32 protein-coding genes are annotated in these 25753 nt (G+C 65.9%); 7 read left to right on the forward strand and 25 right to left on the reverse strand.

All coding sequences use genetic code 11. The features are described 5' to 3' along the window. Positions 1 to 124: 124 nt before the first annotated feature. From MLGJGCBP_RS31110 to MLGJGCBP_RS31150, 9 genes are all read right to left on the reverse strand, one after another. The gene (locus MLGJGCBP_RS31110; RefSeq protein WP_007299925.1) at positions 125 to 922 is read right to left on the reverse strand and encodes a hypothetical protein; all 798 of its coding nucleotides are present in this window, start codon (positions 920 to 922) and stop codon (positions 125 to 127) included. Continuing rightward, positions 922 to 2760 carry a hypothetical protein gene (locus MLGJGCBP_RS31115; RefSeq protein WP_160100505.1) on the reverse strand — a complete coding sequence of 613 codons (1839 nt, stop codon included), beginning with the start codon at positions 2758 to 2760 and terminating at the stop codon, positions 922 to 924. The genes MLGJGCBP_RS31110 and MLGJGCBP_RS31115 overlap by 1 nt, the downstream gene beginning before the upstream one ends. Before the next feature lie 2 nt (positions 2761 to 2762). Further along, positions 2763 to 3179 carry a hypothetical protein gene (locus tag MLGJGCBP_RS54395; protein WP_373418959.1) on the reverse strand — a complete coding sequence of 139 codons (417 nt, stop codon included), beginning with the start codon at positions 3177 to 3179 and terminating at the stop codon, positions 2763 to 2765. Between the two features lie 243 nt (positions 3180 to 3422). Continuing rightward, positions 3423 to 3767, reverse strand: a complete 345-nt coding sequence (locus MLGJGCBP_RS31125; protein WP_007299928.1) for a hypothetical protein — start codon at positions 3765 to 3767, stop codon at positions 3423 to 3425. Positions 3768 to 3794: 27 nt separating this feature from the next. Next, positions 3795 to 5093: an AAA family ATPase gene (locus tag MLGJGCBP_RS31130; protein WP_007299929.1), complete on the reverse strand. Its 1299-nt coding sequence runs from the start codon at positions 5091 to 5093 to the stop codon at positions 3795 to 3797. Between the two features lie 69 nt (positions 5094 to 5162). After that, on the reverse strand, positions 5163 to 6317 hold the full coding sequence (locus MLGJGCBP_RS31135; protein WP_236581470.1) for a hypothetical protein: 1155 nt from the start codon (positions 6315 to 6317) through the stop codon (positions 5163 to 5165). Positions 6318 to 6350: 33 nt separating this feature from the next. Beyond that, positions 6351 to 6545 carry a hypothetical protein gene (locus MLGJGCBP_RS31140; protein ID WP_007299931.1) on the reverse strand — a complete coding sequence of 65 codons (195 nt, stop codon included), beginning with the start codon at positions 6543 to 6545 and terminating at the stop codon, positions 6351 to 6353. After that, complete coding sequence (locus MLGJGCBP_RS31145; RefSeq protein WP_012686792.1) at positions 6542 to 7801, reverse strand: vWA domain-containing protein; 1260 nt, start codon at positions 7799 to 7801, stop codon at positions 6542 to 6544. Before MLGJGCBP_RS31145 ends, MLGJGCBP_RS31140 begins: the two co-directional genes overlap by 4 nt. Next, positions 7798 to 8898: an ATP-binding protein gene (locus MLGJGCBP_RS31150; RefSeq protein WP_012686791.1), complete on the reverse strand. Its 1101-nt coding sequence runs from the start codon at positions 8896 to 8898 to the stop codon at positions 7798 to 7800. Before MLGJGCBP_RS31150 ends, MLGJGCBP_RS31145 begins: the two co-directional genes overlap by 4 nt. A 310-nt stretch (positions 8899 to 9208) precedes the next feature. Here MLGJGCBP_RS31150 and MLGJGCBP_RS31155 point away from each other — a divergent pair, with 310 nt between their 5' ends. Both MLGJGCBP_RS31155 and MLGJGCBP_RS31160 read left to right on the forward strand, forming a co-directional pair. Beyond that, positions 9209 to 9427, forward strand: a complete 219-nt coding sequence (locus tag MLGJGCBP_RS31155) for a hypothetical protein (RefSeq protein WP_007299934.1) — start codon at positions 9209 to 9211, stop codon at positions 9425 to 9427. Between the two features lie 32 nt (positions 9428 to 9459). Beyond that, positions 9460 to 9756: a hypothetical protein gene (locus MLGJGCBP_RS31160; RefSeq protein WP_007299935.1), complete on the forward strand. Its 297-nt coding sequence runs from the start codon at positions 9460 to 9462 to the stop codon at positions 9754 to 9756. A gap of 546 nt (positions 9757 to 10302) precedes the next feature. Here the strand turns inward: MLGJGCBP_RS31160 and MLGJGCBP_RS50725 are convergent. Together MLGJGCBP_RS50725 and MLGJGCBP_RS31165 are read right to left on the reverse strand one after the other, a co-directional pair. Further along, positions 10303 to 10452 (reverse strand): hypothetical protein, encoded by a 150-nt coding sequence (locus tag MLGJGCBP_RS50725; RefSeq protein WP_007299937.1) that lies wholly within the window; start codon positions 10450 to 10452, stop codon positions 10303 to 10305. A 142-nt stretch (positions 10453 to 10594) separates the two neighbouring features. Continuing rightward, the gene (locus MLGJGCBP_RS31165; protein WP_148222645.1) at positions 10595 to 11455 is read right to left on the reverse strand and encodes a DUF3800 domain-containing protein; all 861 of its coding nucleotides are present in this window, start codon (positions 11453 to 11455) and stop codon (positions 10595 to 10597) included. Positions 11456 to 11912: 457 nt separating this feature from the next. Between MLGJGCBP_RS31165 and MLGJGCBP_RS52125 the strand changes: the two genes are divergently transcribed. The 3 genes from MLGJGCBP_RS52125 (at position 11913) to MLGJGCBP_RS31180 (ending at position 13234) form a co-directional block, all read left to right on the forward strand. Beyond that, a complete protein-coding gene (locus MLGJGCBP_RS52125) occupies positions 11913 to 12104 on the forward strand; it encodes a hypothetical protein (protein WP_231869096.1) in 192 nt (63 codons plus the stop codon). After that, positions 12094 to 12591, forward strand: coding sequence for a hypothetical protein (locus tag MLGJGCBP_RS31175; RefSeq protein WP_007299939.1), 498 nt, complete (start codon positions 12094 to 12096; stop codon positions 12589 to 12591). Before MLGJGCBP_RS52125 ends, MLGJGCBP_RS31175 begins: the two co-directional genes overlap by 11 nt. Before the next feature lie 118 nt (positions 12592 to 12709). Then, on the forward strand, positions 12710 to 13234 hold the full coding sequence (locus MLGJGCBP_RS31180) for a DUF2441 domain-containing protein (protein WP_007299940.1): 525 nt from the start codon (positions 12710 to 12712) through the stop codon (positions 13232 to 13234). 36 nt (positions 13235 to 13270) lie between these two features. Here the strand turns inward: MLGJGCBP_RS31180 and MLGJGCBP_RS31185 are convergent, their stop codons facing one another. Continuing rightward, entirely contained in the window at positions 13271 to 13531 is a 261-nt protein-coding gene (locus tag MLGJGCBP_RS31185; protein ID WP_007299941.1) for a hypothetical protein, read from the reverse strand. An 813-nt stretch (positions 13532 to 14344) separates the two neighbouring features. After that, positions 14345 to 14605 (reverse strand): WhiB family transcriptional regulator, encoded by a 261-nt coding sequence (locus MLGJGCBP_RS31190; RefSeq protein ID WP_269454487.1) that lies wholly within the window; start codon positions 14603 to 14605, stop codon positions 14345 to 14347. Positions 14606 to 15081: 476 nt separating this feature from the next. On the opposite strand from MLGJGCBP_RS31190, the gene MLGJGCBP_RS31195 reads away from it, so the two are divergent. Further along, positions 15082 to 15705: a hypothetical protein gene (locus MLGJGCBP_RS31195; protein ID WP_043827263.1), complete on the forward strand. Its 624-nt coding sequence runs from the start codon at positions 15082 to 15084 to the stop codon at positions 15703 to 15705. Positions 15706 to 15730: 25 nt separating this feature from the next. Here the strand turns inward: MLGJGCBP_RS31195 and MLGJGCBP_RS31200 are convergent, their stop codons facing one another. Genes MLGJGCBP_RS31200 through MLGJGCBP_RS31215 form a run of 4 tightly spaced genes read right to left on the reverse strand, consistent with a single transcriptional unit; the run spans position 15731 to position 18409 of the window. After that, entirely contained in the window at positions 15731 to 16456 is a 726-nt protein-coding gene (locus MLGJGCBP_RS31200) for a hypothetical protein (RefSeq protein ID WP_007299944.1), read from the reverse strand. Beyond that, positions 16453 to 17322 (reverse strand): RAMP superfamily CRISPR-associated protein, encoded by an 870-nt coding sequence (locus MLGJGCBP_RS31205; RefSeq protein WP_012686783.1) that lies wholly within the window; start codon positions 17320 to 17322, stop codon positions 16453 to 16455. The genes MLGJGCBP_RS31200 and MLGJGCBP_RS31205 overlap by 4 nt, the downstream gene beginning before the upstream one ends. Further along, entirely contained in the window at positions 17319 to 17735 is a 417-nt protein-coding gene (locus MLGJGCBP_RS31210) for a hypothetical protein (protein WP_007299946.1), read from the reverse strand. Before MLGJGCBP_RS31210 ends, MLGJGCBP_RS31205 begins: the two co-directional genes overlap by 4 nt. After that, positions 17732 to 18409, reverse strand: coding sequence for a hypothetical protein (locus MLGJGCBP_RS31215; protein WP_007299947.1), 678 nt, complete (start codon positions 18407 to 18409; stop codon positions 17732 to 17734). The genes MLGJGCBP_RS31210 and MLGJGCBP_RS31215 overlap by 4 nt, the downstream gene beginning before the upstream one ends. Before the next feature lie 127 nt (positions 18410 to 18536). Here MLGJGCBP_RS31215 and MLGJGCBP_RS31220 point away from each other — a divergent pair, with 127 nt between their 5' ends. Beyond that, complete coding sequence (locus MLGJGCBP_RS31220; RefSeq protein ID WP_007299948.1) at positions 18537 to 19391, forward strand: phosphoadenosine phosphosulfate reductase domain-containing protein; 855 nt, start codon at positions 18537 to 18539, stop codon at positions 19389 to 19391. A gap of 160 nt (positions 19392 to 19551) precedes the next feature. Here MLGJGCBP_RS31220 and MLGJGCBP_RS31225 read toward each other — a convergent pair whose 3' ends face one another. The 8 genes from MLGJGCBP_RS31225 to MLGJGCBP_RS31260 form a co-directional block, all read right to left on the reverse strand. Further along, the gene (locus MLGJGCBP_RS31225) at positions 19552 to 20304 is read right to left on the reverse strand and encodes an RES domain-containing protein (RefSeq protein ID WP_007299949.1); all 753 of its coding nucleotides are present in this window, start codon (positions 20302 to 20304) and stop codon (positions 19552 to 19554) included. Further along, on the reverse strand, positions 20301 to 20693 hold the full coding sequence (locus MLGJGCBP_RS31230; protein ID WP_007299950.1) for a hypothetical protein: 393 nt from the start codon (positions 20691 to 20693) through the stop codon (positions 20301 to 20303). The genes MLGJGCBP_RS31225 and MLGJGCBP_RS31230 overlap by 4 nt, the downstream gene beginning before the upstream one ends. Before the next feature lie 96 nt (positions 20694 to 20789). Next, a complete protein-coding gene (locus MLGJGCBP_RS31235; RefSeq protein ID WP_007299951.1) occupies positions 20790 to 21362 on the reverse strand; it encodes a 3'-5' exonuclease in 573 nt (190 codons plus the stop codon). A gap of 167 nt (positions 21363 to 21529) precedes the next feature. Continuing rightward, positions 21530 to 21946 carry a hypothetical protein gene (locus MLGJGCBP_RS31240; RefSeq protein WP_007299952.1) on the reverse strand — a complete coding sequence of 139 codons (417 nt, stop codon included), beginning with the start codon at positions 21944 to 21946 and terminating at the stop codon, positions 21530 to 21532. A gap of 128 nt (positions 21947 to 22074) precedes the next feature. Further along, the gene (locus MLGJGCBP_RS53830) at positions 22075 to 23022 is read right to left on the reverse strand and encodes a C40 family peptidase (RefSeq protein WP_007299953.1); all 948 of its coding nucleotides are present in this window, start codon (positions 23020 to 23022) and stop codon (positions 22075 to 22077) included. Between the two features lie 271 nt (positions 23023 to 23293). Then, positions 23294 to 23488: a hypothetical protein gene (locus tag MLGJGCBP_RS31250; RefSeq protein ID WP_148222644.1), complete on the reverse strand. Its 195-nt coding sequence runs from the start codon at positions 23486 to 23488 to the stop codon at positions 23294 to 23296. A gap of 56 nt (positions 23489 to 23544) precedes the next feature. Continuing rightward, on the reverse strand, positions 23545 to 24432 hold the full coding sequence (locus MLGJGCBP_RS31255) for a hypothetical protein (protein WP_007299954.1): 888 nt from the start codon (positions 24430 to 24432) through the stop codon (positions 23545 to 23547). Continuing rightward, positions 24432 to 25469 carry a hypothetical protein gene (locus MLGJGCBP_RS31260; protein WP_007299955.1) on the reverse strand — a complete coding sequence of 346 codons (1038 nt, stop codon included), beginning with the start codon at positions 25467 to 25469 and terminating at the stop codon, positions 24432 to 24434. The genes MLGJGCBP_RS31255 and MLGJGCBP_RS31260 overlap by 1 nt, the downstream gene beginning before the upstream one ends. Between the last annotated feature and the right edge of the window lie 284 nt (positions 25470 to 25753).

A 25753-nucleotide genomic window follows, 5' to 3' on the forward strand; every position in this document is an offset into this window, starting at 1 on the left:
TCGCCCTCACCTACCGCGCCGGATTCCTGCTCGCCGGCATCGTCGAGTGGCTCAAGTTATTGGGAGACATGCCCTAGCAGCCCGGTGGACCTTCGGCGCGGCCAGCCGAGGTAGTGGAGGACTGTTAGATCCAGTCGATGTGGACGGAGTCGATGTGGTCGAAGTGGAATCCGAACTGGTCGCTGTACTTGTCGAAACCCTTGTTCTCGGGGTAGTCGAGGGTGGCGTGCCGCTCGAGCAGTGCCACGACGCGGGCGTGATCGTCGTTGGCCAGTGCGGCGGCCAGTTCGCGGGACTCTTCACTGGTGAACGGTGTGTCGGAGTTCGCGAAATCCAGGGTGCGGACCCGGTAGTCGTATCCCTCGTCGGCGCCGTTGCGCACCATGACACCGCCCTTGACCCGGATGACGGCCTTCTTCGGTGTTCCGTCCGGTCGCAACACGCCGGCGCGTTTCATGATGTCCTGCGCCTTCACGTTGCGGAGTTTCTTGCTCGCGTCGGCACGCAACTCGTTCGTTTCACCGGACCGGTACCGGGACACGGCGGAGCGGGACCGGCCGATCTTGGCGGCCACGGCATCGACACCGCCGAGGCGTTCGATCGCGGCACGGCGCTGGGCTCGCTCGAGGACGTCCGGGTGGGGGATCCGGCCTTGCTGCGCCCACCGGCGCAACGTGCGAGCCGATGGGGGTGTGCGGCCGGCATCGATCGCCGCCTGCCGCAGGCCCTCGTTGCCGAGTTCCTTGCGCAACTGCTTGACCGAGACCTTGCTGGTCAACCCGGCGAGTCCCCCACTCTTGACCTGCTTCGACTTCTCGACACCGCTGGTGGCGGCGTTGGCAACGGTAACCTTGAGTCCGTCGAGGCCGACCGCCTCCTGCGCGGGCTTCTTGGTGCGCGGCTTCGGGAGATGCAGGGCCATCAGTCCTCCCCTTCCTCTTCGTCGCCGGCGGCGTCCTCGTTGTCGGCGAAGGCGGCCTTGATCGCGAGGTTCACCTCGTGAACGTCCTGCGCCGAAGTGAAGGCGGACAGGAGGGTGTCGGTGAGGACCACGTCCTTCTCGACCGACATCTTCCCCAGCGCCTCGCTTGCGTCGGCGATGTCCTCACCGCCGGCGAGGAGGTACACCCAGGAGTCGGTGACGGTGCGGACCGGCCAGCGGCCGTGCTCGCGGGCAATCCGCATCGCGACACGGCGGCCGCGCCACCGGCAGTGCGCGATGATCGACGCCCGCCAGAGCGGTTGGTGGTGATGTTGCATCTGCTTCGCAGTCCACATGTCCGGGTTGACCATTCGCCCGATGTAGCCCTTGTAACAGGTGCCGAGGAACCGCTTCGTCGCGTCGTCTTCGGTATCGACCGCGGCCTTGCGGGCCTCGCGCAGGATTTTGGCCCACTTGTCCAGCGCCCGGCCCTGCTGTGGGTAGACCCAGGCCTCGGTGATGTCGAGGTCGCCCCGGTCGGCGCCGATTCCTCCGTCTGCCACTGGTGAGCACAGCCCGTCGAGGCTGACCGTGGTCACCCAGGTCTGTACCGGTTGGTCCGCGAGCATGTGGGGGTGCGGCAGAGGTAGCTTCTCGGGCAGCGAAAGTGTTTGCCCGGGCGGCAGGGTGATCCGCCACAGCCCGAACGGTGCACCCTTCTCCCCCACCGCCGCAGTGGCCGCCGCGTCCCCGGTCAGGTGTGTGGGCTGCCCGTAGCCGAATTCGAGCATGCCCGCGGAGGCGAGGTAGGCGGCGCGTTGGTCAATCGAGACCAACCGGTGGGCGTTGTCGAGGTCGTCAGACTCCGGGACGCGGGTCCAGCCGACAGCAGGTTCGAGATCTCCCCGCGGCGGGCCGTCCAGGGGTGGAACCGAGCCGGGTGCGGTGACGACGATGCCTTTGCCGCTGCGGGTGCGTTCACGCTTGATCTTGTCGACGAGGGCGGCGCCGGTCCGGGCGGGCGTCGGTCCCGGGAGCACCCCGAGGTGCTTGGCGCACCAGGCCAACCGGCGACCGAGTTCACGTGCCGCCGACAGGTCGTCGTCCGGGAGATACGTTCCGGCGGTGGGTGAGCCGAGGATGCCCATGTCGCCGACGCGGTTGTGCCAACCGAAGTCCTTGTTCCAGTAGGTCCACACGTACGGTTCGATCACCACATCGACCATGGAGGTGAAGTTCCCGATCGAGCGGGACAGGTGCACCACGTGCCCCGGTTCGCCACGGAGTTCCCACCCTGCATTCAGCAGTGGGGTGAGGGTGGCGTGGAGGACGGCGGTCAGTTCTTGGGCGGCGCGGTTGCGAAGGGCTTCCATGTCGTCGACGTCGTCTTCGCTGCCGGGGTCGATGATCCACCCGAGCAGTTCGCACGCGGCCTGTCCGACGACCCAGATCTGTGCGGGGGCGCCCAACGGTGTCAGCGCGGCCCAGCGGATCAGCTTGTCCAGCTTCTCGACCGAATCGACCGAACCGGTCAGTTCCCGCCCGGACGGCGTGTAGGTCCCGTCGGCGGTCACGATCAACGCATGGCCATCGGCTTCCTCTCCTGCGGGCAATGCCTCCCATACCGGTGCGGGTGGTGTTGCCGCCGGCTCGGTCGCCGATGCATTCAGCAGATTTGCGGCAGCGGCGGTTGTCGTCGGTTCCGCCGAAGCTGGTTCCGCTGGAGCTGTTTCCTCCGGTGCAATCTCGGTGGCATCGTCGCCAGGCTCCGGGGCGGGTGCGGGAGGTGCTGGTTCGTGCAGGTCGAACAGTGCAATCTGCTCCCACGGACGGGTCACGTTTACTGCTCCACGATCCGGCCCTCGATGTCCGCCGGCGGTACGTGGTGGCGGTCGAACAACTCCTGCAGGGCCACGTCAACCACGCTGGTAACCGAGAAGTTGCGGTTCTTCACCAGCCAGTTCAGCCGCGCCTCCGTCGAGGCCAGAACCCGAGTATTGAGTTGCACTTTGGTCGGACCCCTCCGCGGTTCCAGCTTCGCTAGCGCCCCCACGGTCGGTGCCATCACGTCGGAATCTCCTCCTGCGCTGAGAACTTCATCCTGCGATCGCACTGCACGTCCGTTCCCCACCCCCGTCGGACGCTGGCGAGCGCCCTTCCGCTTTCCGGCCTGCACCATGCCTCGCTCCTCTGCTGCACTCCGGGACGGCCACTGACCAACCCGCCTACGGCCGCGTATTTCCGGGACCTTCGGCATTCATGCTAGAGAAGGACTCGCCGAATCACACGCATCTTTACTCGCGTGTCTGCACGCATTTTGACACGCAGGTCGACACGCGGAATGAAACGCAGGTGGGCCCGCAGAGTGACACGCATCAATCAGCGCGGTCGATGCGGGTGATGGCCACAGGCGAATCGGGAAGTACCGGTCCCCGGCGCACCCGGTGCCGGGGACTGCCGGCCGAACGGGTCCTTGGGACCGTCCAGCCGTCAGTTCCCTTTAATCCGCGCCGTACAACTCGGCGGTGTAGTGGACCGCTCCCCTTCGCTGTGCTTCGTCCCAGTCGACGCCCATCGCATCGGCCAGATGGTGCAGATCGCCGAGGAAGTCCCCGAAGACCGTCATGGCCTCCTCCTGATCGGTATTGCAGATTCGGGCGTAGGTGATCAGCCCGTCCCCTGCCCGCAACGCGCGGACGCCGTTGTCGTGGACCTGAGAATCGTCGTCGTACTCGTAGGTGAAGTTCGGTCGGATCCTCCCCGCGAATGCGGCTGCCAGCTGGGCTGGTGAGTCGACGTCCGCCAGTCGTTCTGCGTGGTATGCGGTCATGATTTCATCGGACATTGCGTAAATCCCTTTCCTTTTGAGTTGCTACACAGCGGGAGTGCGGTGCAGCGCGGCCAACAGGGCGGTATTGGTGGCGTGCGCGGTCGAGGGTTCGGTGTTGGCGAGTACCTCGGCGCTCGCGTCATCGATGACGACGCTCATGTGGGCGCGGTGGCGGGAGAGCATCACGCAGGCGCGGCCCGGATCGAGGCTGAACGGTTCGGCGGTGCGGTATCCGGCCAGCGGATGCAGCACCACCACAGCGGCACGCTCGAGCCCTTGCAGTGAGTTCGCGGTGCCGACCAGCACGTCCGGGTGATCGGACAGGAGGGCGCGGATCGCCGCCGCCTGCGTCACGTGGGGAACCACCACCGCGATATCGGCGGCGCTCATCGGTCGCTGGTCCTCGGCGGTGACCAGGACGGCGTCGAGCAGCTCCCGCGCCCGCTGTGCGCACGCGGTCACCAGCGCCGGATCGGACGGGCCACCGCAGACCGTGACCGGGCGGTGCGCCAACTCGGGCACGACTCCGCCAGCGTCGGTCAGGTGCTCCGGTGGTCGTCGGGAGGTAAACGGCAGGTCGGGGTAGAACAACGGCCCGATCAGGGCGGTGGTGTCCGCTCCGAAGCGCCAGGTGTGGCGCAGCCGGACCACGCCCACAGCGTCGCCGTGTGCGGCTTGCAGCGCGATCGGTCCCGGCAGGTTCGGGGCGGTATCGCTGCCGTCCCATCGCGACACGTCGCCGGTCACCACCGGATCGATCTGACCGGGATCGCCCACACAGACCACCTGCCTTGCCATGGCGCCGAGTGCGCCCAGATCGGCGTAGGTGCATTGCCACGATTCGTCGACGATCAGCACGTCGGCGCCGACCCGGTCGGGGTCCGAGAACAGCCATCGGGCGGTCGTGCCGATCAGGATCGCGCCCACGTCGCCGGGCCACCGCACCTTCTGCCCCGACACCGCTGGCGTCTCGCCGCTGTCGGGTTTCGGCGGTTTCGTTTTCCACATCAGTGCAGCGCGATCGGTGAGGGTGCCGAGGCGCCGCGCAATCTCCACTGCCTGTTCGCGGGTCTGGGCCGCGATGCCGACACGCAGATCGCCGCGGTGCGCCAATGCCGCCGCGAGCAGGGCAACCAGTCGGGTCTTGCCCGCACCGGGTGGCGACGGGACGACGACGGCGGGATCACCGGACCACACCGAGAACAGCACACGTGCGGTGATCGGATCGGACATGATCTGCGATCCCGGCCACTGCGTGAGCGACGGCGCGCTCGGCCTGGGTGCCGGTGCGCTCGAGGGTGCCGGTTTGGGGATATCGGGTCGGGGGGCGAGGATGCGCATGACGGTGCAACCTTTCACGAAAGGTGATGTGAAGCAGGAGTTTTTGGGTTGTGGTGCAGGCTGCCGGGGCTAGTCCTCTGCGCCCGCGATCAGCACGTCGAGGGGAACCTCACGCCGCGCAGCGACCGGTGTTTGGCCGGTGGAGAGCCAGGAACGGCGGGCACGGTAGAGCCGCCAGTATCGGCCCCGACCCGCGCGCATCGTCTGCGGGGACGGCGGCCCAGGCATCAAGCACACCCTTGCTCCCGGTGCGGGGGCGTGTGCGCCGACCGAGCCGAGACCGAGGACTAATTTTCCCTCTACGACCTGTGCCGAGGTGACCTCGACAAAGAACCGCTCGAAGGGCTTGTCCGCTGGGGTGCCCATCCAGCCGGTGACCTCGGATCCGACGCGTAACCGTGAATCGAGCCGATCACAGGTCACCGACAGCGATGCGTTGCGCCGACGCGACCCTTTCGGCGGCGGGGTCACCGATGCCACCCCGACCGCCACGTGCCCGGTATGGACTGCGCGTTGCCGCCAGAGCGGATCATCGAGCAGGGCGGCAGATTTCAACTCGGCGGCATCGCATCGGGTGCGCAGTCCCATGGCGGCGCTGGCAGTGTTGTCCGGACGCGACCAGTCATGCCCGGCCGTCGCTGCCGACAGCGCGCGGTCCCACGAATAGCGGTCGTCCTCGTGAATCGGCTCCAGTAGTGGTAGCAGCGGCCCGCCGCTGATCTTCGCGGCCCACTCATGCAAGCCGCTGACGCCGTCATCGCAGATGCGCAGCCACTGCCGCCACGTGGTCGCCGATCGTTCGGCCTCCGGGGTGGTGCCGAGGACGTACCGCGCCGACGACGCGGCCACCAGATTCACCACCGCCGACGTGCCGGGATGGTCTGCCCGATCCGCCCACCACGCCACCATGGCCGCCGCTCCGGCCACCTGCGGGTCCGGGTGGTGTGCGTGCGCCCGCGCCAGGGTCACCAGCGCGGGCAGGGTGCCGGTGTCGTCGGTGAGCAACGGTGCCGGGTCGCATCGCCCCACGATGGTGCCGCCGTGTGCGGCCAGCAGTCCCAGGGCATCCACGTCGCGGGCGCGTTCCTCGCGGCCCTCGAACCCGGCCACTGACACGGTGACGCTGCCGCCACGTGCCACCGCGCGCACCGCCAGCGCCGCCGTGGACGCCGCGAACGTGGTGTGCGTGAGCCGAGGCGACCGGCGACCGGGTTTCGGCGGCATAGAGTCGCTGAGCGAGGTCGAACCATTCCACGCTCATGCAGCTCCCCGCTCCTCGTCGCTTCCCTGCACCGGATTCGCGGCACAGCGCCAACCGGCGCGCAGTGCCGTCGCCGCCGCATCGGTCGCCGCACCTGCCACTACCGCCGCGACCTGGTTCGCGGTGATCCCGGTACCGGCCAACACTCGGTCGGCGTAGCGGACCAGGTCGCCGTTTCCTGCCGCGCTCATGCACGCGCTCCCGCGCCGACCGGCACGTACACCGTCGATGCCCACGACGGTGTACGTGCCGCAGCCGTGTCGCTGCCGATCACCGCGCACACCAGATGCGACCGCGACGGGCGATCCGGCCACGGCGTATCCCCGTCCGTCAGGACGATCACCACATGCGGCTGCGGACGCGCAGCATTGGCGGCGTCGATACCCACCCGCATGTCGGTGCCGCCGCCGCCGATCAGTTTCACGTCCGCGATGGACCGAACCGGCTGCGCCGTTGTGCTCGACGCGTCACAGGCCAGAATCCGCACCCGATCCCGTGACACACCGCCAGCCCGCAGCACCCCGGCAACCTCACTCATCGCCGCATCCAGATCGTCTGCCGACATCGATCCCGAGGTGTCGACCACAATCGAGACCGTGATCGACGGGCCGCGCATCGCCGGAGCGACTATGCCCGGGATCCCGCGCCGCGACGGCCGCGAATACGTGTAGTTCGTCCGCCCCGCCTGATCCGCCAAGACGCGCCGGATCGCCGCACGCAGCAACCGATCCCACGCCACGGTCGGCGGTGCCAGTACCTCACCGGCCCACCGCACCAGCCCGGCCGGGGCGCTCCCCCTGCCCTTTCCCGAAGACTCACGAACGGCCTGCGCGACGTACCGCCGCACCAGGTCTGCCTCCGCGCCGTCGAGACCTTCGGTGACCTCATTCCCTGCCGCACCCAACTCGCCGGGCACGGCAGGGCACCCCGCACCGGACCCGCACCCCGGATCACCGTCGCCGTCTGCGGGTGCGTTCGGAGATGGAGAGGCAGACGGATCGACCAGGTTCGTGTAGTAGTCCTCCGCAATGCCTCCCGATGCGCAGCCGAACGACTCCGGGGTGATCACCCCTTCGGGCAGTCCGACACCGGCCGCGAGAAGGTCATCGTTGATTTCCGCATCGGCGGCGTAGTTCCACGCCAGGTGCTGGACCGGTTTCGGCAAGGACGCGGCGCGCGCGGCATGTGCCCGCAGCAGGTGCCCTACTTCGTGCAACAGGACCGCACCCGCCACCGGGACCGGCCAGGCGTTCGCACCGACCAGCAATGCCGGATCAAGATACAACCGCCACTGCGCATCCACCGCGAACGTGCCCAGCCCCGGCGCAGCCACAGGTTGCGCCGCGAACAACGCCCGCATGAAGTACGGCATCTGTTCGGCAGAGACCAACCGGGCCAACCGAAACGGGCGCAACTCGTCCGGGTCGAGTACCCGCACCGCGCTCACGCCGCCTCACCGACCAGACCCGCAGCCACCAACATCGGGGAGAACCGTTTCGCCGCAGCCGGAACCACAGCCTTGGCGGGCCGCGCCTTCGCCAACGTCCGCGCCGCAGCGCCCGCCACATCAGGTGCACCCGCTTCCGCAGCCGCGATCAGCGGCCCCCACGCGCTGCGCCACGCCTCGACAGTGCCCCGCCCCGCAGCCCACGCCGTCACACCCGACAGAACTGCCCACACCAGGTCCGGACGAGACTGCCAGTCGAACGCCGTTTCCGGATTCTCGATCACCGCCACCGGGTCGGGCAGATCGGCATTCCTGCGCCATTCCAGGAACTCGACACCGGTCCCCTCACCGATCAGCCCGAACACCACCGCATTGATCGCCGCGTTGTCGTCGTCACGCAGATGCGGCAACACCGCCGCCAACATCGCCCATGTGCGGCGCGACGGCCACGCTCCCCCGGTCTGCGCCGCCGACGACGGGAACGCGTCCAACGCTTCCGGGTTGCGCTGGACATATCCGGTGATCGAACTACGCACCAGCGCCACGCGCTGTTCGTCCGTCGCCACCGCACGCGAGGCGGGCGGCGTAGCCCACCCCGTCGCCATACCATCCAACCACTCGTCAACAGACGGAGTGAACTCCACATGGCAGAACCGATTCGCCAATGGCGCTTCCAGTTCGTACCCACCGGCAGCGCAATCGGGAGGATTCGCACCCGCAATCACCCGCGTTCCCTTCGGCAATTGCAGATCACCGACCTTCAGGTCCAACGCGACCGCGAGCATCGCCGCCTGCACCGCAGGCGGACTCGTCGTCAACTCGTCCAGAAACAGATAGCCGCCACCCTCGGCGTGAATGCGCTTCGCCCAGTCCGGAGCCTCCAACGTCACCCCGTGCTCACGCACCACCGGCAGGCCAGCGAAGTCGGCCGGTTCACGCAACGACCCGAGGACCGTCTCGCACAGCACCCCGTCCGACGCCGCCAACCCACGAACCAGACTCGACTTACCCATACCCGGACCCGAGATCAACAACGACGGAACACCAGCCCGCCCATTCGCATCCAACACCGTCACAGCAGTCGCCAAATCAGCCACAGAAAATCCTTCAGAGTCGAGCGAGTTGGTCAGTCTCGCTACCGAATTAGACTCCTCGATTATACGGTCTGACCTGCAGAAATAGGGGTTTTGCGCTCGTCCCGCGTCCCCGGCGCACCCTGTGCCGGGGACGCGGGACGAGCGCCCACCCTGCACCGCGCGGAAAGATCGTCTGCGGGCCCCGCGGAGGGATCAAACATCGCCGGCCGCGGCACAATCCTGTTTTCCGCCACGCCCCCGGACGAGCCGTTCGATCGAGACCTGATCTAAAGAGGAGAGGTTGTCGGAGGTGAGGTCTACGCTGCCGCTCATGAATCTGATTCAGCGCACCAGTCCTGAACCGCAGGCGTTCAGTAGTCATGGTTTCAAGATCCCGCGCCCCAGCGGTGAGCACAGCGCCCGCATCTGGCAGGCTGCCGAGACGTTCGGCAAGGACAGCAATGCTGTGTCCGAGGCGACGTTCCACGCGGTCGTCGCCCTCGAAGCCGAGGTGGTTGCCCTCCGCCGCGCCACAGGTACGTCTGAGTAACTTCACCGACCTGAACCGAAAGGCACTCACCCATGCTCCCCCGGATCCAGGAGTCTCCGACTCGCATTCTGTCCGCGACGCTCACCGTGTCCGATCTGCTCGACTTCCAGAGCACCGACGAAGCACCACTGCTAGTGGAGGTCGACACCACGGACGACGACGGCCGAACGTACCGTCAGAGTCATATCGTCGCCAAACTCTCGGAGAAGCACGACACCGTGAAGGGTCACCACGAGTTCACCATCTGCTTCGCAGACCCCACGCTTGCGGCGCACACGTACGGTCCCGAAGACACGGTGACCATCCACCGCATGTTCTTCGCGCCGTGACCGGGGGAGCAACCAAACCTTTGCTGCCGATCGCTCCTGGTCCTTGTGGGCAGGATCCGAGACTCATTGTCAATAAGCCTGGCTCGTCTCCCCACGCTGCATCTTTCTGGGGATTTCGCACGCTCGACGCGCGGACCTCATGAATATAGGGGTCGGTGTCATGAAATCTGACCCCACCCCACGGGCAGGCCGCCGGATCCTCGAATATCGCGCGGAGGCGTGCGCGATATGTACTCACACACAGGAGGCCGGCGCTGACAAAAGAGGAGGGAGACCACACAAGGTGGCGACCGCCACCAGTGCCGCGATTCCACGGACCTTGGTCCAGAAGGCCGACTGGCGGGCGATGTCGACCTCTTCGGCGCGCTCAGAGCGGCGCAGCTCCCCCGCGACCACGAGGTCTGCCTCAGCCATCTCCCGCGGCTATCGCGTCGTCCCTCTCGGCGTTGCCGCTCGAGGAGTGCCAACAGCCTGGGGTCGACTGGGGCGGTTCCGAGTTGACGGATCAGTTCGCGGAGCAGGCAACGGGGGGCAGGGTTGACATCATCATTTGTCCCCTGATTGCGGATCAATTTCGTCGAACTTGAGATTCCCCTCGCGTGCCGCCTTCGCGAACCGCAGAACGATCTTCGCGAACACGTCGTCGGGCGCCGGTCCGACGGTCTTGACCCACTGGTTGATCTCTTCGTCTGTCAATCGTCGCCCCCACCTCGATCAGCAAATCCCTGGGCTGAAATTCTCCGTATTGGCACACAACCCTGTAACGTGGGCGACAGCGCTCAACCTTTCCCAATGGATTGGCTAGGCGCTAGCTGCCCCCCAGCCGAGCTGGGGGGCCTTATCTTTTCCGTATGACAACGCCAGGCGCGCCGTTGCGAGTGACACTGTTGACCACCCTGTGCGTCGCCAAACCAACGTGACGCCACATGTCCGACGGGCAGACCTCAGCCACCTTCTTGCTCGGAGGCATGTACGTTCTCCAACCTGCGTACGCCACCATGTCCGCTGTCTGGATTAACTGCGAATTATGCGATGCCCGCGACACAGGATCGTCCAGGAACAGCGTCCCCTTTGACCTGATCTGGCCAGAACCGTAAGCGCTGCCCGCGGTCAAATGCCGTCGGGCCTTGCGAAATTCTCTTCGCACCGCATGGTCCTCACCCTCGTCATGAAGGATCATAAGCGTCGACTTCTCTTTGGTGCTTGTGCGCTCCAAGCGGTTCAACAACGTTTCCCACGCCATGTGGAAACACTCCTGACCAGAGAGTTTGGTTGCCTCCTTGTCGACAACCACGGTGAATGCGCGTGCGCCGATTTCATGGAGCATCTTCAGATGGCCGCGGTAGACGAGATGCCGAATGCCCGGAGGCAACGCGAGAGCCTTCAGCGGGCCTCCGCCGCGGATGAGGTAGTTCGCCTTCAGCTCCCAGCGCTGATTTATCCCGTACGTCTTGGACAAACGCCGCCGAAAGTCGAGCATCTTGTCGAATGCTTCCGGCCACTGCGAGTCGTCGATCAAGACGCAACCGAGCGCGTAACAGTTGGTACCGCCCTTGGCGATCAATCCAGTGTCACCGGTCTCATCGATGTAGGCCATCAGCACCAGGTGATTATGCCGATCGTGACCGACAGCGATCATCACTGGGTTGCGCAGATATCCGAAGAGTGAATGGGAGGCCACGGCGGTCACCGGCGGCATGACACCCTGTCCCACGAGACTTCAAGCTCTCCGACGTCGGAAGGACCCGCCACACACCATGCCCATTTGAACTCTCTGGCTCGGCGCCGTGCTGGTCGTCGCTGGTCAGGCACCCAGATCACACATCGGGCCTCGGCAGCCCGAGCCCTCTGGCTGCTCGCCGTGCTCGCCTTCGCGGCCGCTGCCGTCGGGGCGGTGACCGTGTCGAGTTCTCGCTGCCCCTGCTGCTCACCGTGTTTGTCCCGATCGCGGCGACCATCGCCCTGAGCGTGGTCACCAGTGATCCGAAGAAATCCGTGGCCTCGAGAAGGGACGCCGAATGATCACAGCGATCTGCGCTATGGTCCTCGGTGTACTGCTCGGGGGATCGGACCTGGTTGACCGGTGGCGCACAGTCCAGTCGAAGCGGGTGCGTATCGCCTAGATCGCCACTAGTCTCGACCGCTTCCAGTGGTTGGTGCTCGAGGACCTCGCTGAGGGACGCCACCAGTTCCTGTACCGAGATCGCAGACAGGGGAACAAGCAGGTCATCGCGCTCATCGCAGCCCAAGAGCGCGCCACCAAGGTCGGTATCCCCGACGAACTGGCGGTGTACCGCCTGGCCGACCAGATCATCCGAGAACGGGACAAACAAGCCCATGCCCGCTGATCGCGGCAGCGTCCACACCGACTCCGACCAAGCGCTGCCGCACCTGGCCACCGATGACGTCTGGGCAGATTCGCACATCATCACGGCGGCCCGCACCGGAACGAATATTGAGCTGCAGATCCACACGTCCATCGCACCGTTCGGCGCCGCGGCCGAGGCGTGGTTCCCCGCGGCTACCGGGTTCACTGTCACCGTCATCGTGCACACCGTCGATGCGCAGACGGGCGAGCCCCGGTATTTGCCGCCCGCCGAGCCCGCCGAGTGGGCGCGGACGATCTTCTCCACCGTTGACGCCCCGCACGGGTACTTTCTCGGCGCCGTCGACCCAGCGACCGGCGTCCACCGGGGAAGTCAGCTCGCATATCGTCTCTACCTCGACAGCACTCGACGCACAATTCCCGTGCCCCGTCAAGTGGTCACCTGCCCGCACTACCTGCTCGCTGCCCTCGACGGCCGAGCCGAGGTCACCATCGATACCACCGCTTGACCAGCCGAGCGCCGCCCGCACGTACGTCCCTCCTGGTGGACACCATTTCGACCATGAGGAGATGGGGGCGGTCGGATGGTGAGTCGACTATCACTCACAGCTAGAGAGGTTTTCAGAAATGCCGCGCTTCTACACCGTCGACCGGAGAGGGACCCTTCACGAGGGACTGTCGCTCGGGCTCACCCGCTTCGACGACGTCGAACCGACAGCGCTGCAACAGCACCTCGACGTGCTGTTTCCCGATGGCGTTGCCGCGCACGGTGAGATTAACTTCGTCAACGCGGCCGCTCAGTTTCAAGTCACAGATCATCTGATCGAGCTGATATGGGAGAACGTGCGTCGGGCACACTTTCCGACCGCACCGTCTCGTTTTCAATCTGCCTTCGCAGTGGACACACTCGACGAGGCCCGCGCCTTCCGCACTGCCTTCGATCCGACTGAAGCAGCGAAGATCTGGCAGGTGGAGACCGATCACGACGGATTCCGGGCCAACATGGAGCTGCTCCGCGCCCCTGGCACCGCTCTGATGACGTCGTATCACTCCTATTGCTACTGGTCCCAGCAAAGCCCGGACCACGAGGTGCCCGTGACATGGGAGGTACTCCTGAGTCCACCTATCCGGGTTCTCGGCCCCGCCGAATAGGTTGTAATTGGGCGGTTCAACGAGAAGCGGAGCGGACTACCCGGTAAAGAGGTGCGCGGTCAGTCGCGACGCGAGTTCTTCCCGTGTGTCCTCGTCGCCGGGGTGCGAGTAGACAGGGCTGATCGGGCGACCGGCGTCGATCATGTCCTCGCGCGCTATCTTGACCGCCTCCGCACACTCGCGGAGGGCTTCGGCGAACTCAGCCACGAACGAGGCGTCTGTGGAGGGCGCCGCGTCCACGATGGCGTCGGAGAGGGCTTCGAGGTAGCGGACGGACTGTTCGAGGAGATCACGCATGCGATGACCGTAGCGCGGACGGAAGGGCCGTGTCACCGATGAATTAGGTTGTGCAGTAACAGCGGCGCCGCCAGCGGCACCGCTGAATCATAGCGAACTGATTCCGCATCGGGCGTGTCACGGCGTGTCGCTCGGGCCAAGGCGAGGAGTGATTGGGCGGTCGCCATCGCGGCGAACCTCCTACAACCGGCCCCGCTCGGGTCCACGGCCATGCTGGATACACCAACCCTGCCCACATTCGATTGAGCACCGACACCACCAACCGTGACGGGCAAGGACCCGAGCGACGCTGGTCAAGACCACCGAGCGTCACACGCTTCGGTGTGTCCGCCGACTACACATCGGCACGTCCGGCTCGGCTCCGCTCCCCAGAACAGGGCGACCACCAACCCCAGAACACCTACACCGCAGGCCAATGCCACGCCGAGGATGAACGCGTCACTCATCGCTTCCCCCCCATTCGCCGGTTCTCCATTACAACAGGTCCCATCAGCCTCCGGCTCCGGCTGCGTCGGCGACATCCACAAGTCCCGCTCGTCATGCGCGCGCGAGCAGCAGCGGGATGCTCAGGCTCCGCCCGCGCCCACCGCGTCTTCTGCTTCGGCAAACTCGCTGTGCCATAACAGGTCTCCTGCCAAACGTGGCGGATGAATGCCCACCCGCCGCGCAAGTCGGCGAAACTGTTGCGCCCATAGTGACAGCAGGTCGGCCGGGGCACGACCCGATCCCAAAGGTACCGGGCGAGTTGGATCGCTTTGGTGCCTCGCCGCCCTTCGGCCTGGCTGGTGTGTTCGAAGTCCATGGCCATGGCGGTCACCGGCGACGCTTCGGGTATCGCTTGCGGCGCTCGGCCGCGGTCAGCCCACCCCAGATCCCGAACCGCTCATCGTGGGCGAGTGCCTCGGCGAGGCAGGCCTCGCGAACCTCGCAGCCCGCGCACACCCGTTTCGCGGGGCGGCCGTTCTCCCCCGTTTCGGGGAAGAACGCTTCCGGATCGGTCACTCGGCAGAGCGCGAAGTCGCGCCACTCCGGAGCGTCCAACTCGATCCTGGGCCGTATGTCGGTATCGGTCATCTCGCTCATCTCCCTTTTCCCGCAGATGGTGTCTCGGTGAGGCGGACGGTAACGCCTGACCTGGACAGCTCCACACGAACTCGCACCTCCGGGACGCCCACCAGGTTCCAGCGACCAATCCGGGGCCAGTCCGATTGGGTTGTCTGTCATATCCGTGGTGACCTCTCCGGCGAAGTGCGAGTTGTTTTCACTGGGAGGAAGATCCGCGGCGTACGTGGTGAGTGACATCGCGTAATGGAACGTGCTCGACGAACCATCAACTACTCATCAGGGCAGGTGGAAACGCCGCTCCGACCTAGTTCTCGGCCGGTCACAGTCCACACCAACCCATTCCGCGACACCCGTGACCAGGACACCGGTCCCACACCGCTACTCTCGATGACGTCGTCCGCGCCACAACCGGCACGCATATGGAGGCTGACCACGACCCTGTTCACAGGGCGCCCGTCAGCCAGGGGAGAAAAGGGAAATGAACGATGATCATTCGCAGAACCACGATTGCTGCCGTGACTACCTGCACCGCACTGGGACTGACCCTGTCCGGGTGCGGCAATGGCGACGAACAGGCCACTCCCACTAGTCAGACCGCTACCTCGGCAGCGATGACCACCACTGGATCTACGACCACGACCGCAGCAACCAACCGGACCACGATCTCGTCGGATAACTCGGACACCATCGGCGGAACCGCTCAGACTATTACCGCCGCCGACGTCACCGCCCGCATCGAGGTGAAAGAGCCCCAGCTGATCGAAAAGACCTCCATGGGGGAGCCGCGGATACTGTTGTTCCCGATCGTGCTCGACGTCGACTCCGGAACCCTGAACGCGACATCGACCAACTGGAAGGTCCGCACACTCAGCGGACAGACCATCACCGGCGATAATTCCTGGGGCAACATCCCCACCGCGATGGGGAACAACGCCCTCGACGGTCACGCCGAAGGCCTCGTCCTGTTCCCCGGAATCGGGGACAAGCTGACCGACGACGTGTCGATCGCCGAGGTCGCGCTCTATCCTCCGAACGGATCGAATACCCCACTTGCTCGCTGGACGCTGCCCGAACCGGTCGCTGTGCCCGACCTCCCGCGTTCCGAATAGTCGGCGAACCGCACCACGCGGCGGCTCATCGAGGTAGGTGGAGTTGCCGCATTCGGGTCGGGTGCATGTACGGCGGCCGCAGGCCAGCCAACCCGAAGCCGGCCGATTCCGGTTCGGGTCGATCGGGCAGACAGGCCGGTGGTGTGGTGCGCCCGAGAGTGCCGTCGCTATGTAGGTGCGCCGCCGCCCACCGGTCGGCGGCGGGGCAGTGTTCGAACTCCCACCTCAGGACCCGGCCCTCACCATGGGCCCGTTTCTTGCCGATGACATCCAGGCCACCCAGGATCCTGGCGACGGCGTCGAGATCTCCGACTCCGCGCCAGGTGACCGTGCGAGTGCTGGTGATCATCAGGGGCATGTAGCGGGCCCGGTAGCGGCCCTGTCGATCCGAGATCACCGCCGGCAGCGTGTGACTGAGTTGCTCGAGCCCGCGGTGATCGGCCCGCGACGCCCAGTGCCGCACCACGGGATCACCGGCCGGGTCCTCGGGGAACGAGCACGTCGCACACCAATGCCAGTCCTCGCCTGCGAGCTCGCACCGAGCCAGTGGCAGCGCGAGGTCGGGCGGGGCGCACTCGGGTGTCAGCGCCGGCACATACTCGCCTCGGTCGAGTGCCGCGGCCTTGTGATCGGCCCACAGTTCGGCGGCGAGGATCCCGTCGAGACTGATTCCCCACGGCGTCGCGTGCGCCAGTCCCGACGACAGGTGCGCCCGGACAACGAACGGTGCCATCTCCTCGGTGCCCGTCATGTCAGCCAGCACAACGCTTCGATGACCTCATCACGCAGTGGTGCGAGCTCGACGCGCCAGTCCACTGTCTGTGGGTCCGGGCCGGCCAACACCACCCGATCCGATTCGGCACGGACGCGTCCGTGACCTATCGCGCTGCGCCCTCCGAGGAATCCGTCACGCGCGAATCTGCCCCACACATCGGTGAAGAACGAGATTTCGAGAGGGGTGGCCCGGTCCAGCCGTAAGAACGTTTCGAAACGGGTTCCCGCAGGAAGTGTTTCGACCTCGAATCGCATCAGCATCGACGAGCCGACATCCTTGCCGGCTCCGCCCCCCGCGGAGGATTCGGGGAACGTCCGGGTGTCGGTGTCGTCGAATCGGCTGTAGCTCTCCAGGGAGACCAACTCGAACTGACTCATCAACCGGCCGTCATATGCCCGGGTCATGATCGTCTCGGTCTCACGCACCCGCGGGACCACCTTGCCCACCCTCAGGCAACCGTCGATCGGTGGCTGACCTCCGCCGTTGCCGCCGAACACCCCGATCGGGGGAACCAGCTCCCGCAGTCGATGCCGCCGACGACCGGTCAGACCGTCGCCGGTGACCTTCGTCAGAGAGCCTCCGTTGCGTAGCGCGTGCGCCGCCGAGAGCGGGATCTGCCCTTCGTAGCCGATGACATCGCGGAACAGCTCCTCAGCGATCCTGCGCAACCCGCCGCGTAGAGAGTTTCCGGACACGATCGGCACCAGCACCGGCCTTCCGTCCGGCTGGATCACCGGCTCGCGCCGGAACAGTGTCGTCGTCGTTCCGGAGTCCTCCCCCTTCTGGGAGATCGAGGACAGCGCGGTCAGCTCGACATCCCAGCGCACCGTCGACCTCATCATTTCTTCGTTCCCGAAGTCCGAGCGGCGGCCACCGCTTCGGCGACGATCCGCGTGCGCAACACGTACGAGGTGGGACGCTCACGCAGCAACGTCAGCACCGGCTCGGACTCCTCACGCAGCAACGTCGCCAGCTCCAGCCGCTGGTCGGTGTTCGTCGGTTCCGATTCGAGGGACCGGGAGACCACCGACCACCACCGGTCGAGATCGCCGCCACCGATATAGGTGGCGACCCGAACACGGTTCGGCAGGTGCTGGGTCCAGTACGTTTCCCGCCGCCGGCCGATCCATCCCGAATCCCAGTCGATCCCGTAGTGCAGCAACAGCAGCAGGCGTTCAGCCGTTGCCGCCGGACCCTCGAGCGGCGGCAGCCCCGCCGGTGCGGCAGCGAGCCATCGATCGGTCGGGCTGGTCATTTCGTTCCTTTCGCACTCGCCGACACGGTGGCTCGCAGCGCAAGCTCCCACCACTGCCCGACCTGGCGGTACGGGGCGAGACGATCCCAGTCCGCGAAGACCGCCGGCCACCGCCCGGGGGCGATCGTGGCGAGCACCGGATACGGGGCCGCAGGCTCGGCGAGCATCCGGGCCCCGAACCCCAGCGCCCGCAGTCGACGCATCGCTGTCACCGCCGCGACATCACGCGACGTCCAGGGCAGGCACGTGTCCTCGACAGCAATCCCGCCCCACCGCGCGTGCGGCAGGATGTGCTTTCGGCCGGGCCGCAAGGGCACCACCACGGCGGTATCCGGATCAAGTGGCCGCGACAAGATCCGTTCGAGATCCGCCGCGGTCACTGCCCTCATCGCTGGTCGTGTGGTGACCACATGCATGCTTCTGCGCAGATCCGGGTGCCGGTAGGCCCAGGCGCAGGACGTGCACAGCCCACCTTCCACGGGCGCTTTCCAGCAGTCGTAACCCGTGAACGTTCGGGACACCACCTTGGTCACCGCCTCCACCCGAACCGGGGACGCCGCGCATCTCGCACACCGGCCCACCCTCGCCACCTCGACTACCTCGCGCGTCTTCGTCGACGCGAATGCCGCGGCGACGACGTCCTTCCGGCCGGCCACTTCGCACAGTTTCCCCACACCACACTCCTCACATGCCCAGGCGACTTCAAACGCCCCTACGACTGGAGGAAGATCTACCGGGCGGACACTGTGTGACAGAAGCTGCGAGATCTCGATACCGACCGGACACCGTGAAGGAGGACGTGTGGCGGGCAAGCCCGAACCCGACGGCCTGGACCTGAACACCCTCCGGGCACTGCGCCGGCCCCGCCGCGACCTCGCAAAACTCACCGGCCGCATCGCCGGGCACCTCGACGACCACGACGGATACCTCGCCTTCTCCGGCGGCAAGGACTCACTCGTCGCACTCCACCTCACCCTGCAGGTCGAACCGAACATCCCCGTCGTGTTCTTCGACTCCGGCCTCGAGTACCCCGAGACCTACACCTACATCACCGCACTCGCCGACACCTGGAACCTGAACCTCGCACCCCACCGAGCCGACCCACCACTGCTGACCGTCCTCGCACAATCCGGCGAATGGGACCACCACCAGCCCACCCGAGCCACGAGCCAGAAACTGCGCGACATCCTCATCGGTGCCCCCTCCCGCGCGGCGCACGCAGCCCACGGGCCAGGAGAAATCTGGGGCGTACGCGCCGACGAATCCCCGAAAGGGACCGGCCGCTGGTCGCTGTACTACAACGCACTCAGCAGCCACGTCACACGCATGTGCGACGGCTGCTGCACCAACACCACCGAGCAACGCCGACACCACGGCGGCCTCATCGACCGAGCCGACGGAACCCGTGTCTTCGGGCCCGTATGGGACTGGAACACCGACGAGATCTGGACCTACATCGCCCACCACCAGCTACCGGTGAACCCCGTCTACGGCACACTCCGCCGACTCGGCACCCCCGAAAAACACCTACGGGTCTCCCACATGCTCGACGGCGCCTTCCTCGAACACGGCCGTATCACCCGCCTACGACGTGGGTGGCCGACACTCTTCGAAGAACTCGCCCACGTCCTCCCCCGGATCCGCGAATTCGTCTGATAGCGAGGGGGTATCACGGGACCGCGACAAGAGCGAGAGAGAGAAGTTAGCGCGGTGTCGCGTCGCTTGTGGACCTCCGCCGACCCAGCCACAACCGGTGTCGCGACTGTGGTTTCCGCCCCGACGCTGCGGAGAATCTCGTGATCCCACAACGGACGACTCATGTGTCGTCCCATTCGAGTCCGAGCAGACGCATCGCCTGGACAAGGTCACCGTCGTCGGGTGCCACCGGCACCTGATCCAGTGCGGTGACGTGGGGGCTGACCACCGGGTCACCCGGTCGCTCGTAGACTGCCCACAACCGCAGCCCGTCACCGTGTCGCGAGTCGAACTCGACTCCGGTGATCGGACATCCGTCCGGACCACCAAGGGTGTTGATCCACTTGGAGATTGCCTGCGTCAACGCCCGCGGGCGGCCGTCCCGAATCGCGGCGCCGTCGAGATCATCGAGTCCGTGCCGGATCGCGGCCGACCGAAACCCGACACGCAGCGTGGCCAGCGTCTCCGGGTGCCCGGGGACCGCGAACCACCCCGTCAGCGCGCCGTGGGCGGTCATGCGAGGCTCGCACCACGACCGTGGCACCCGGCCGGGTTCGACCGTGGGGAATGCGGCGGCATCCTCGTCGTCGACGACGATCTCGTCCAGATCTGCGATCACCTGCGCGCTCGGCCGGGCGTAGGCGAGGACCTCCAGGTAGCAGGCCAATCGGCTGGCACCCACATAGAGGGTGCGCCACACCCCGTCCGGGTCGTCCCACCGGCCGGTGAACCGGCCGTCGGTGGCGTACACCCACGGTGTCCATTCCCACGGCGACGGCGCGAACCCGACCCGATAGACCTCGCATCCGTATCGGTGGGCGCACCACATCGACCCTTGCGCCGTGGCGACGAGGGCATGGTCGAGCTGGGTCATCCGACGGCGGCGAACTGCCGGGCCGCGGCGAGGACCTGCGGGCCGACATCGGCGAGTTCCCCCTCGCGCAGCAACAAGGCGGGGGCGCGGTCGTCGAGGATCGGATTCAAACCCTGAAACCAGGCCTGCGCCACCGCCGGGGTGTCGCGGGCGGTGATCAGCCGTGCCGCCCGGTACGCGATCCGCAGCCGTTCCACATCCGAGTCGCTACCGATCGTCCGTGTGCCCTCCGCCCACTGGCGCACTGCCCGGGTCTCCTTGACCCGACCCAGATAGGCGACCAGCTTCGCGCCCAGCAGCTCCCGCAACGCGGTGACCAGCTCGGGCTGGGACATACGGGCGGCCTGGTTGTACGCCTCCAGATCCGGCCGGGGATGTGCTGCGGTCATCACGAACCACCTCCAGATCCCAGGGTAAATCACAATCACGATCGCAGCAAGGACACCAGCCAAGAGAACAGACTCAGAAGCAGATGACTCGGTGGACTACAGCGGCAAGTGGGAGGTAGTGGCGGGGTCCACGGTGGTGGATGGCGCCGAGGTGCCCTCCGCGATGCCGAGCAGGACGGTGCGCGCGGCCGCGGCGTCGCTGCGGGCTCGGTGTCCGCCATCGAGCCGAATGCTCTTCTCGGTGCCCTCGGCCTGCGATCGCATCCGCATGATGCATCCCCACATCTCGGGGTCGGCCAGGTGCGCAGGGTCGAGACCATGCCGAGCACAATCATGGAGAACGCGCCCCCTGTCGAACTCACTGTGGTAGCTGAGCGTCACTCGCCCAGTGGTCACCGCAATCAGAGCCTGGTGGACCGTAGACCAGCCAGGTGCGCCAATCAGATCGGCCAGGGCAATTCCATGCACGGCATAAGCGTCCGGGTGCATCGGAACGTCGCCCGGATCGACCAGGGTATCGAGCAGTGGATTGCCCGTGGCCGCGTCCAAAACGCAGATTTCGATGATGCTGCCGTCCAAATTGGTCGATTCAACGTCCAGCACCGCTGCCCGGCCGGGGACGAGCATGCCCCGTGCCCACTGCTGCGGAGACGTTTGTGTACTGGTCATGCCACTTCCTTCTCATGATCATCGTGACGGCACCCTCTGACATGTGGTTCTCACTCCGGCACCTATGCCAGCCCGGCGAAGTTCCTGGTAGCGCTCGGGAGCCGTCTCCCGACAAGGATCGGGACGACGGCGCCCGAGAGGCTGGGGCCACCCCACCGGACAGCTTCCTAGCTGTAGGAATGCTCAGGTTCGCGCTCGCTGGAGATCTGCCCGTCGGTGCTCGGCGGCTGATCGCCTCCCTGCGGTGCAGCAGCATCTGCGACGTCGGTCGTCTCAGTCGCGTCCTTACTGGCGCCACCACGCGCGGCCTTACTGGAGGCGTTCTTCCGCTTCTTCGGGGCGGTGTAGCCCATGGCTGCGAGCTCTTTGGCCGTCCATCCGCCTTCGATCGCGTTCTCGTGGGCCGTCCTGATTGCATCTACAGCTGCCTCGCGTGCGGAATCGAGTGCGGCAAGCTCTTCCACTGCTTCCCCGATGGCTCCGACAAGCGCGACTCTGGTTTCGATTGCCTTCTGCGCCAGTGCTTCCGCATTCTTTCGCGCGGTCTCGATTGCCTTCTTGTGGGCTGCTGGCGTAATCGTCATGTGTCACTGTCTCCTTCGTCTCTGCGGTCGTGCCGCACGTCGCGACACGACTTTTGACCGGTCTGGGTCTATAGTGGCGATCGTATTGTTCCGCTTCGGGATCAAGCACAGGGCACTGTCCCCGATGGTCACAGGAAGCGGGCGGGCACCATGTCCGAGCGCACGGCGCTGATCTGGATGAGCTCCCCGGTCTGCGGTGCTTCAAGCATTCTTCCGCCACCGAGGTAGATCGCGACGTGGTTGGCCCCGTCTGCCTGCCAGTTCCCGAACAGCAGGTCACCAGGCTGGGCTCGGTCCATGCTGATCTGCTGGCCTGCCCGGAACTGTTCCTGTGAGGTTCGCGGCAAGACCTTCGTGCCGCCGGTACCGATGTAGTAGGCGAAGCGAGTGAGCCCAGAGCAGTCGTAGCCGGCGGTAGCTCCTCCGGTGCCGTCGCCCATCGACGGTCCGGTGAGAAGGCCTCCGCCCCATTGGTAGGGCAATCCGATCGCACGCATCGCCGCTTCGATGACCGCACGCGCGAACTCGAGGTTGCGGGGAAAGCGGGGATCGAAGGTCAGATCGCTGACTGCGGTCGGGGCGAGCATTCCTGTCAGGGAGGGGATGCCGGCCGCAGTGGTGGGTGCTCCGCTGACGACAGGAGACAGGAATAACGGATTCGTCTCCTGCTGCGGAGTCGATGACGGTGCCTGAGCTGCGGGTCCCGCTGGGTCGGCGACACCGCCGGCGGGCCCGGGCTCCGGACTTGGGGCGGGCAGGACCACCTCGGGAATCAGACCCTGAGCCTCGGGCGGGAGCTGTTCCCTGGCCCCCTCAGCGGCATCCCGGACTTCCGGTGGAATGGCGTTCTCGATCTCGGCTTGCCACTCGTCGGGCAACTGCTCCTGCGCCTGCTGCACGGCCCGGGCCGCGTCGTCGAGGTAGGGCTGCGGGTCCGGGACATACTGGGCGAGAGCTGGCGGTAGTTTCTGTGCGACCGACGTGACGCTGTCGGTGATCGCGGGGTCCACTCCGCCGCCCTGGGCAGCTGATGCGCCGGCCACTGCGACGCCGATGATGATCGATGCGAAATCCATGATGTCTCCTAGCCGAGGGTGTGGCGGCCAAGGGCGGAAGTATTGTCTCGATGACCGCGAGGGTGTCGTGCGATCAGGACAGTAGAGATGGACCTGTACAACTCGACCGAACTCACAACCGGGGCAACCCAGTCGGGCATCCACAATCGGCCAATAGGGCGTAGAGAATTGGACCGGATGCGGAAGATCAAATAGGGTGTGGGTACTGAGAATGCACTGGGTGAGTCGGAGGCACACCATCTTGTAGGTGGCCTCCGACTTTTCTTTCTGCTCACAGCCCCTTGCCATCTCGTCGTCCGGTATGAGCGTCTGCGCCGGAGCCCTCCTTCCCTTGCGTTGTGTCCGTGGTCGGATCCGCATCGTCGTGTGGCGCGGCTTTCACCACTCTGAATTGCGCGGGCGCAGCGAAGATATCGGGATGAAAGGTCAGGTCGGGGCGCCGGTGGCGCGGCTTGTCCGCAGTCATGACTGTGTGTTCCTTCCCGTGGGTTGAATCTGTCTCGAACCCCCCGCCTCGACTCGTCATGGCGTCTCGTGATCGACGAGTTGGACGACCAGGCGCTCCCCTGGTGGCTGTCCGGGTCGCTCGTACGGCACAAAATGAGCCCCCACCACCTGTAGCTGCATTCCTCGTGGCAGTAAGTGGTGCGAGTTGTCTACGCGGGAAGATTGCCCGTAGTACATACCCCGGTCGGTCTGGATCTCGAAGACGACATCGGTGGGCCGGGCGGTCGAGTCCAGTTCGTGCAGCGAATGGGTTGCTGCAGTGAACCGGTCGAAGGACAGGACCGTCCCCGGCGATAGCGTCGAGGGCAGATCTGACGGGTTCACGACCGCGTTGGGGATGCTCACCGAGGTGTACACGAGATGACCTCGTCCGGATGCGCGTTCGTATCGTTGGATGGCCCTGTCCACTCGTTGGACCTGCTTGCGGCGAGCATCGTCGAGCTCGACAGCGTCGCCGGCCACAGCGGAGAGGGCGTTGTTCGTCTCCCGCCAGGTCTTCGGGTCCGAAGTCAACGACGCCAGCGCCGTGTACTGAGTTTTCGGCATGGCGTCGAGGACGCGGCGCTTCGCCGCGGATCGGGTGTTCCGTTGTCGTGCCGAGAGTGTGCGACGGAGTTCGATCGCCGGTGGCAGCTGGGGGCGTAGCCGAGAGTTTCCGATTGCCGCCGGCGTGGGCCGTGGATAGGCGCGGTTGAGGTCCCGTTGCGCTCGGGTCAATCCGGGTAGGTTCTCGGTAGCGGTGTCGAGTTCTCGTGCTCCGCTGCGGAGATCGGCTCGGGTGTCGTAGGCGTGCTGCGAGATCAGGGCGCCTTCCTTGCGGGTGGCGACGTCGCTGTCGCCCCGGTCGGGATCGAACACACCGTTGCCGCGGTCTGGGCTGATCCGGTCATGGCTGCGGCCCATCAGTTGCGCCGATCGAATCCGGTGACGTCGCCGCGCAGCTGGGCCAGCGCCTTTTCCCGCGCCTGGTGTTGATCGGCCAGGTCGGTGGCCAGGTCACCGATTGCCGACGCTGCGAGGTCATCATTCGCCGAGTTGACCAGCAGTTCTCCGAGCGCCGGTGCGTGAGCGTCGATGCGACCGAGAGCCGCAGTACCGTCGATGGAGTCCTGAAGCATCAGTAGGTCTTGGTGATATGTCCACAACGCTGCGACCCGCCCGATCAGTGATTCTTTGGCCTGTTCGAACCACCGTCGCTGCTCGTGGTGGGCGGCCCGAGCCGCGTCAGCCTCGGCACTGACTCCCCTCGTGGGTTCGCCGACGCTGGCCCGGAAAGTTGCCAGCTCACCGCAGTGGCAGAGAATCATTCGGAGTTGGTCCTCGATGTCGAGCCGGATGCGGTGGATGTCGAGGTCCTCGTGACTCCATGCCGGCACTTCACGAATATCGTCGACGATCGCGGACGCAGTCATGGCCAGACGAAGTTCGAAGTAGTCGCCGCCGGCCGAGACGTAGGCATCGAGCTTGGCAATGCTGCCGCGGATCATCTGCTTGTCCGCCGCGGTCAGTCTGAGGGGATCGCGGCGGATCCACCACCACATCGCGAGGACCTCCACACCTGCAGCCGCGGAGATGAATACCGTCAGATCTGTGATCGGAGACTGAAACAGCGGATTCATGTTGAGTAGGACAGGAATCATGCCGATCAGAACAGGTGCGATCACGACGAGGGGAATCTCGACAACGACACCGCCGTTCGTCCGCCCGAACGGGACCTGCGTGCGCCAGATATTCCGTCGGGGATAGGTATTCACGTCGTGGGCGGTAAAACCCAGCTCCGCTCGCCTTGCGACGATTGTGGCCGCCCTCGGCGAGAGGAGTTGTAAGTGGATGCGGTCGAGCGCCGTCAGAAACTGGTCGCTCTCAGGGTCGATCTCGACGCGGTCGATCATGTCCAGAACAGCGCGGGCCGCGGGGTCGCCCGCTTCTGCCGGGATCATCGGCGTAGCTCGCTTCGCCCGATGGGCCGCTGCTCGCTGACCTGCCGCGATTCGGTGTCATTCTTTCCGGGATAGGTCCGTGGATCTGGCCTCCCCGAGGGGTGATGAGGGAAACCGTCGAATGCTTCGACGGCGGTGTCGAACTGCGCATGATCGCCGGCCCACCGGATGTGACCGCAGCGGCAATAGGTGACGTCTTGCCATGGGTTGTAGGTCTTCGGTTCGTGATGCAGATCGATGCACCGGTGCCGCGCCCCGACCTGCACACCACACGCTGCCACCCG

Origin of the sequence: Rhodococcus sp. T7, assembly GCF_009872365.1 — a bacterium.
Taxonomy (GTDB): Bacteria; Actinomycetota; Actinomycetes; order Mycobacteriales; family Mycobacteriaceae; genus Rhodococcus_F.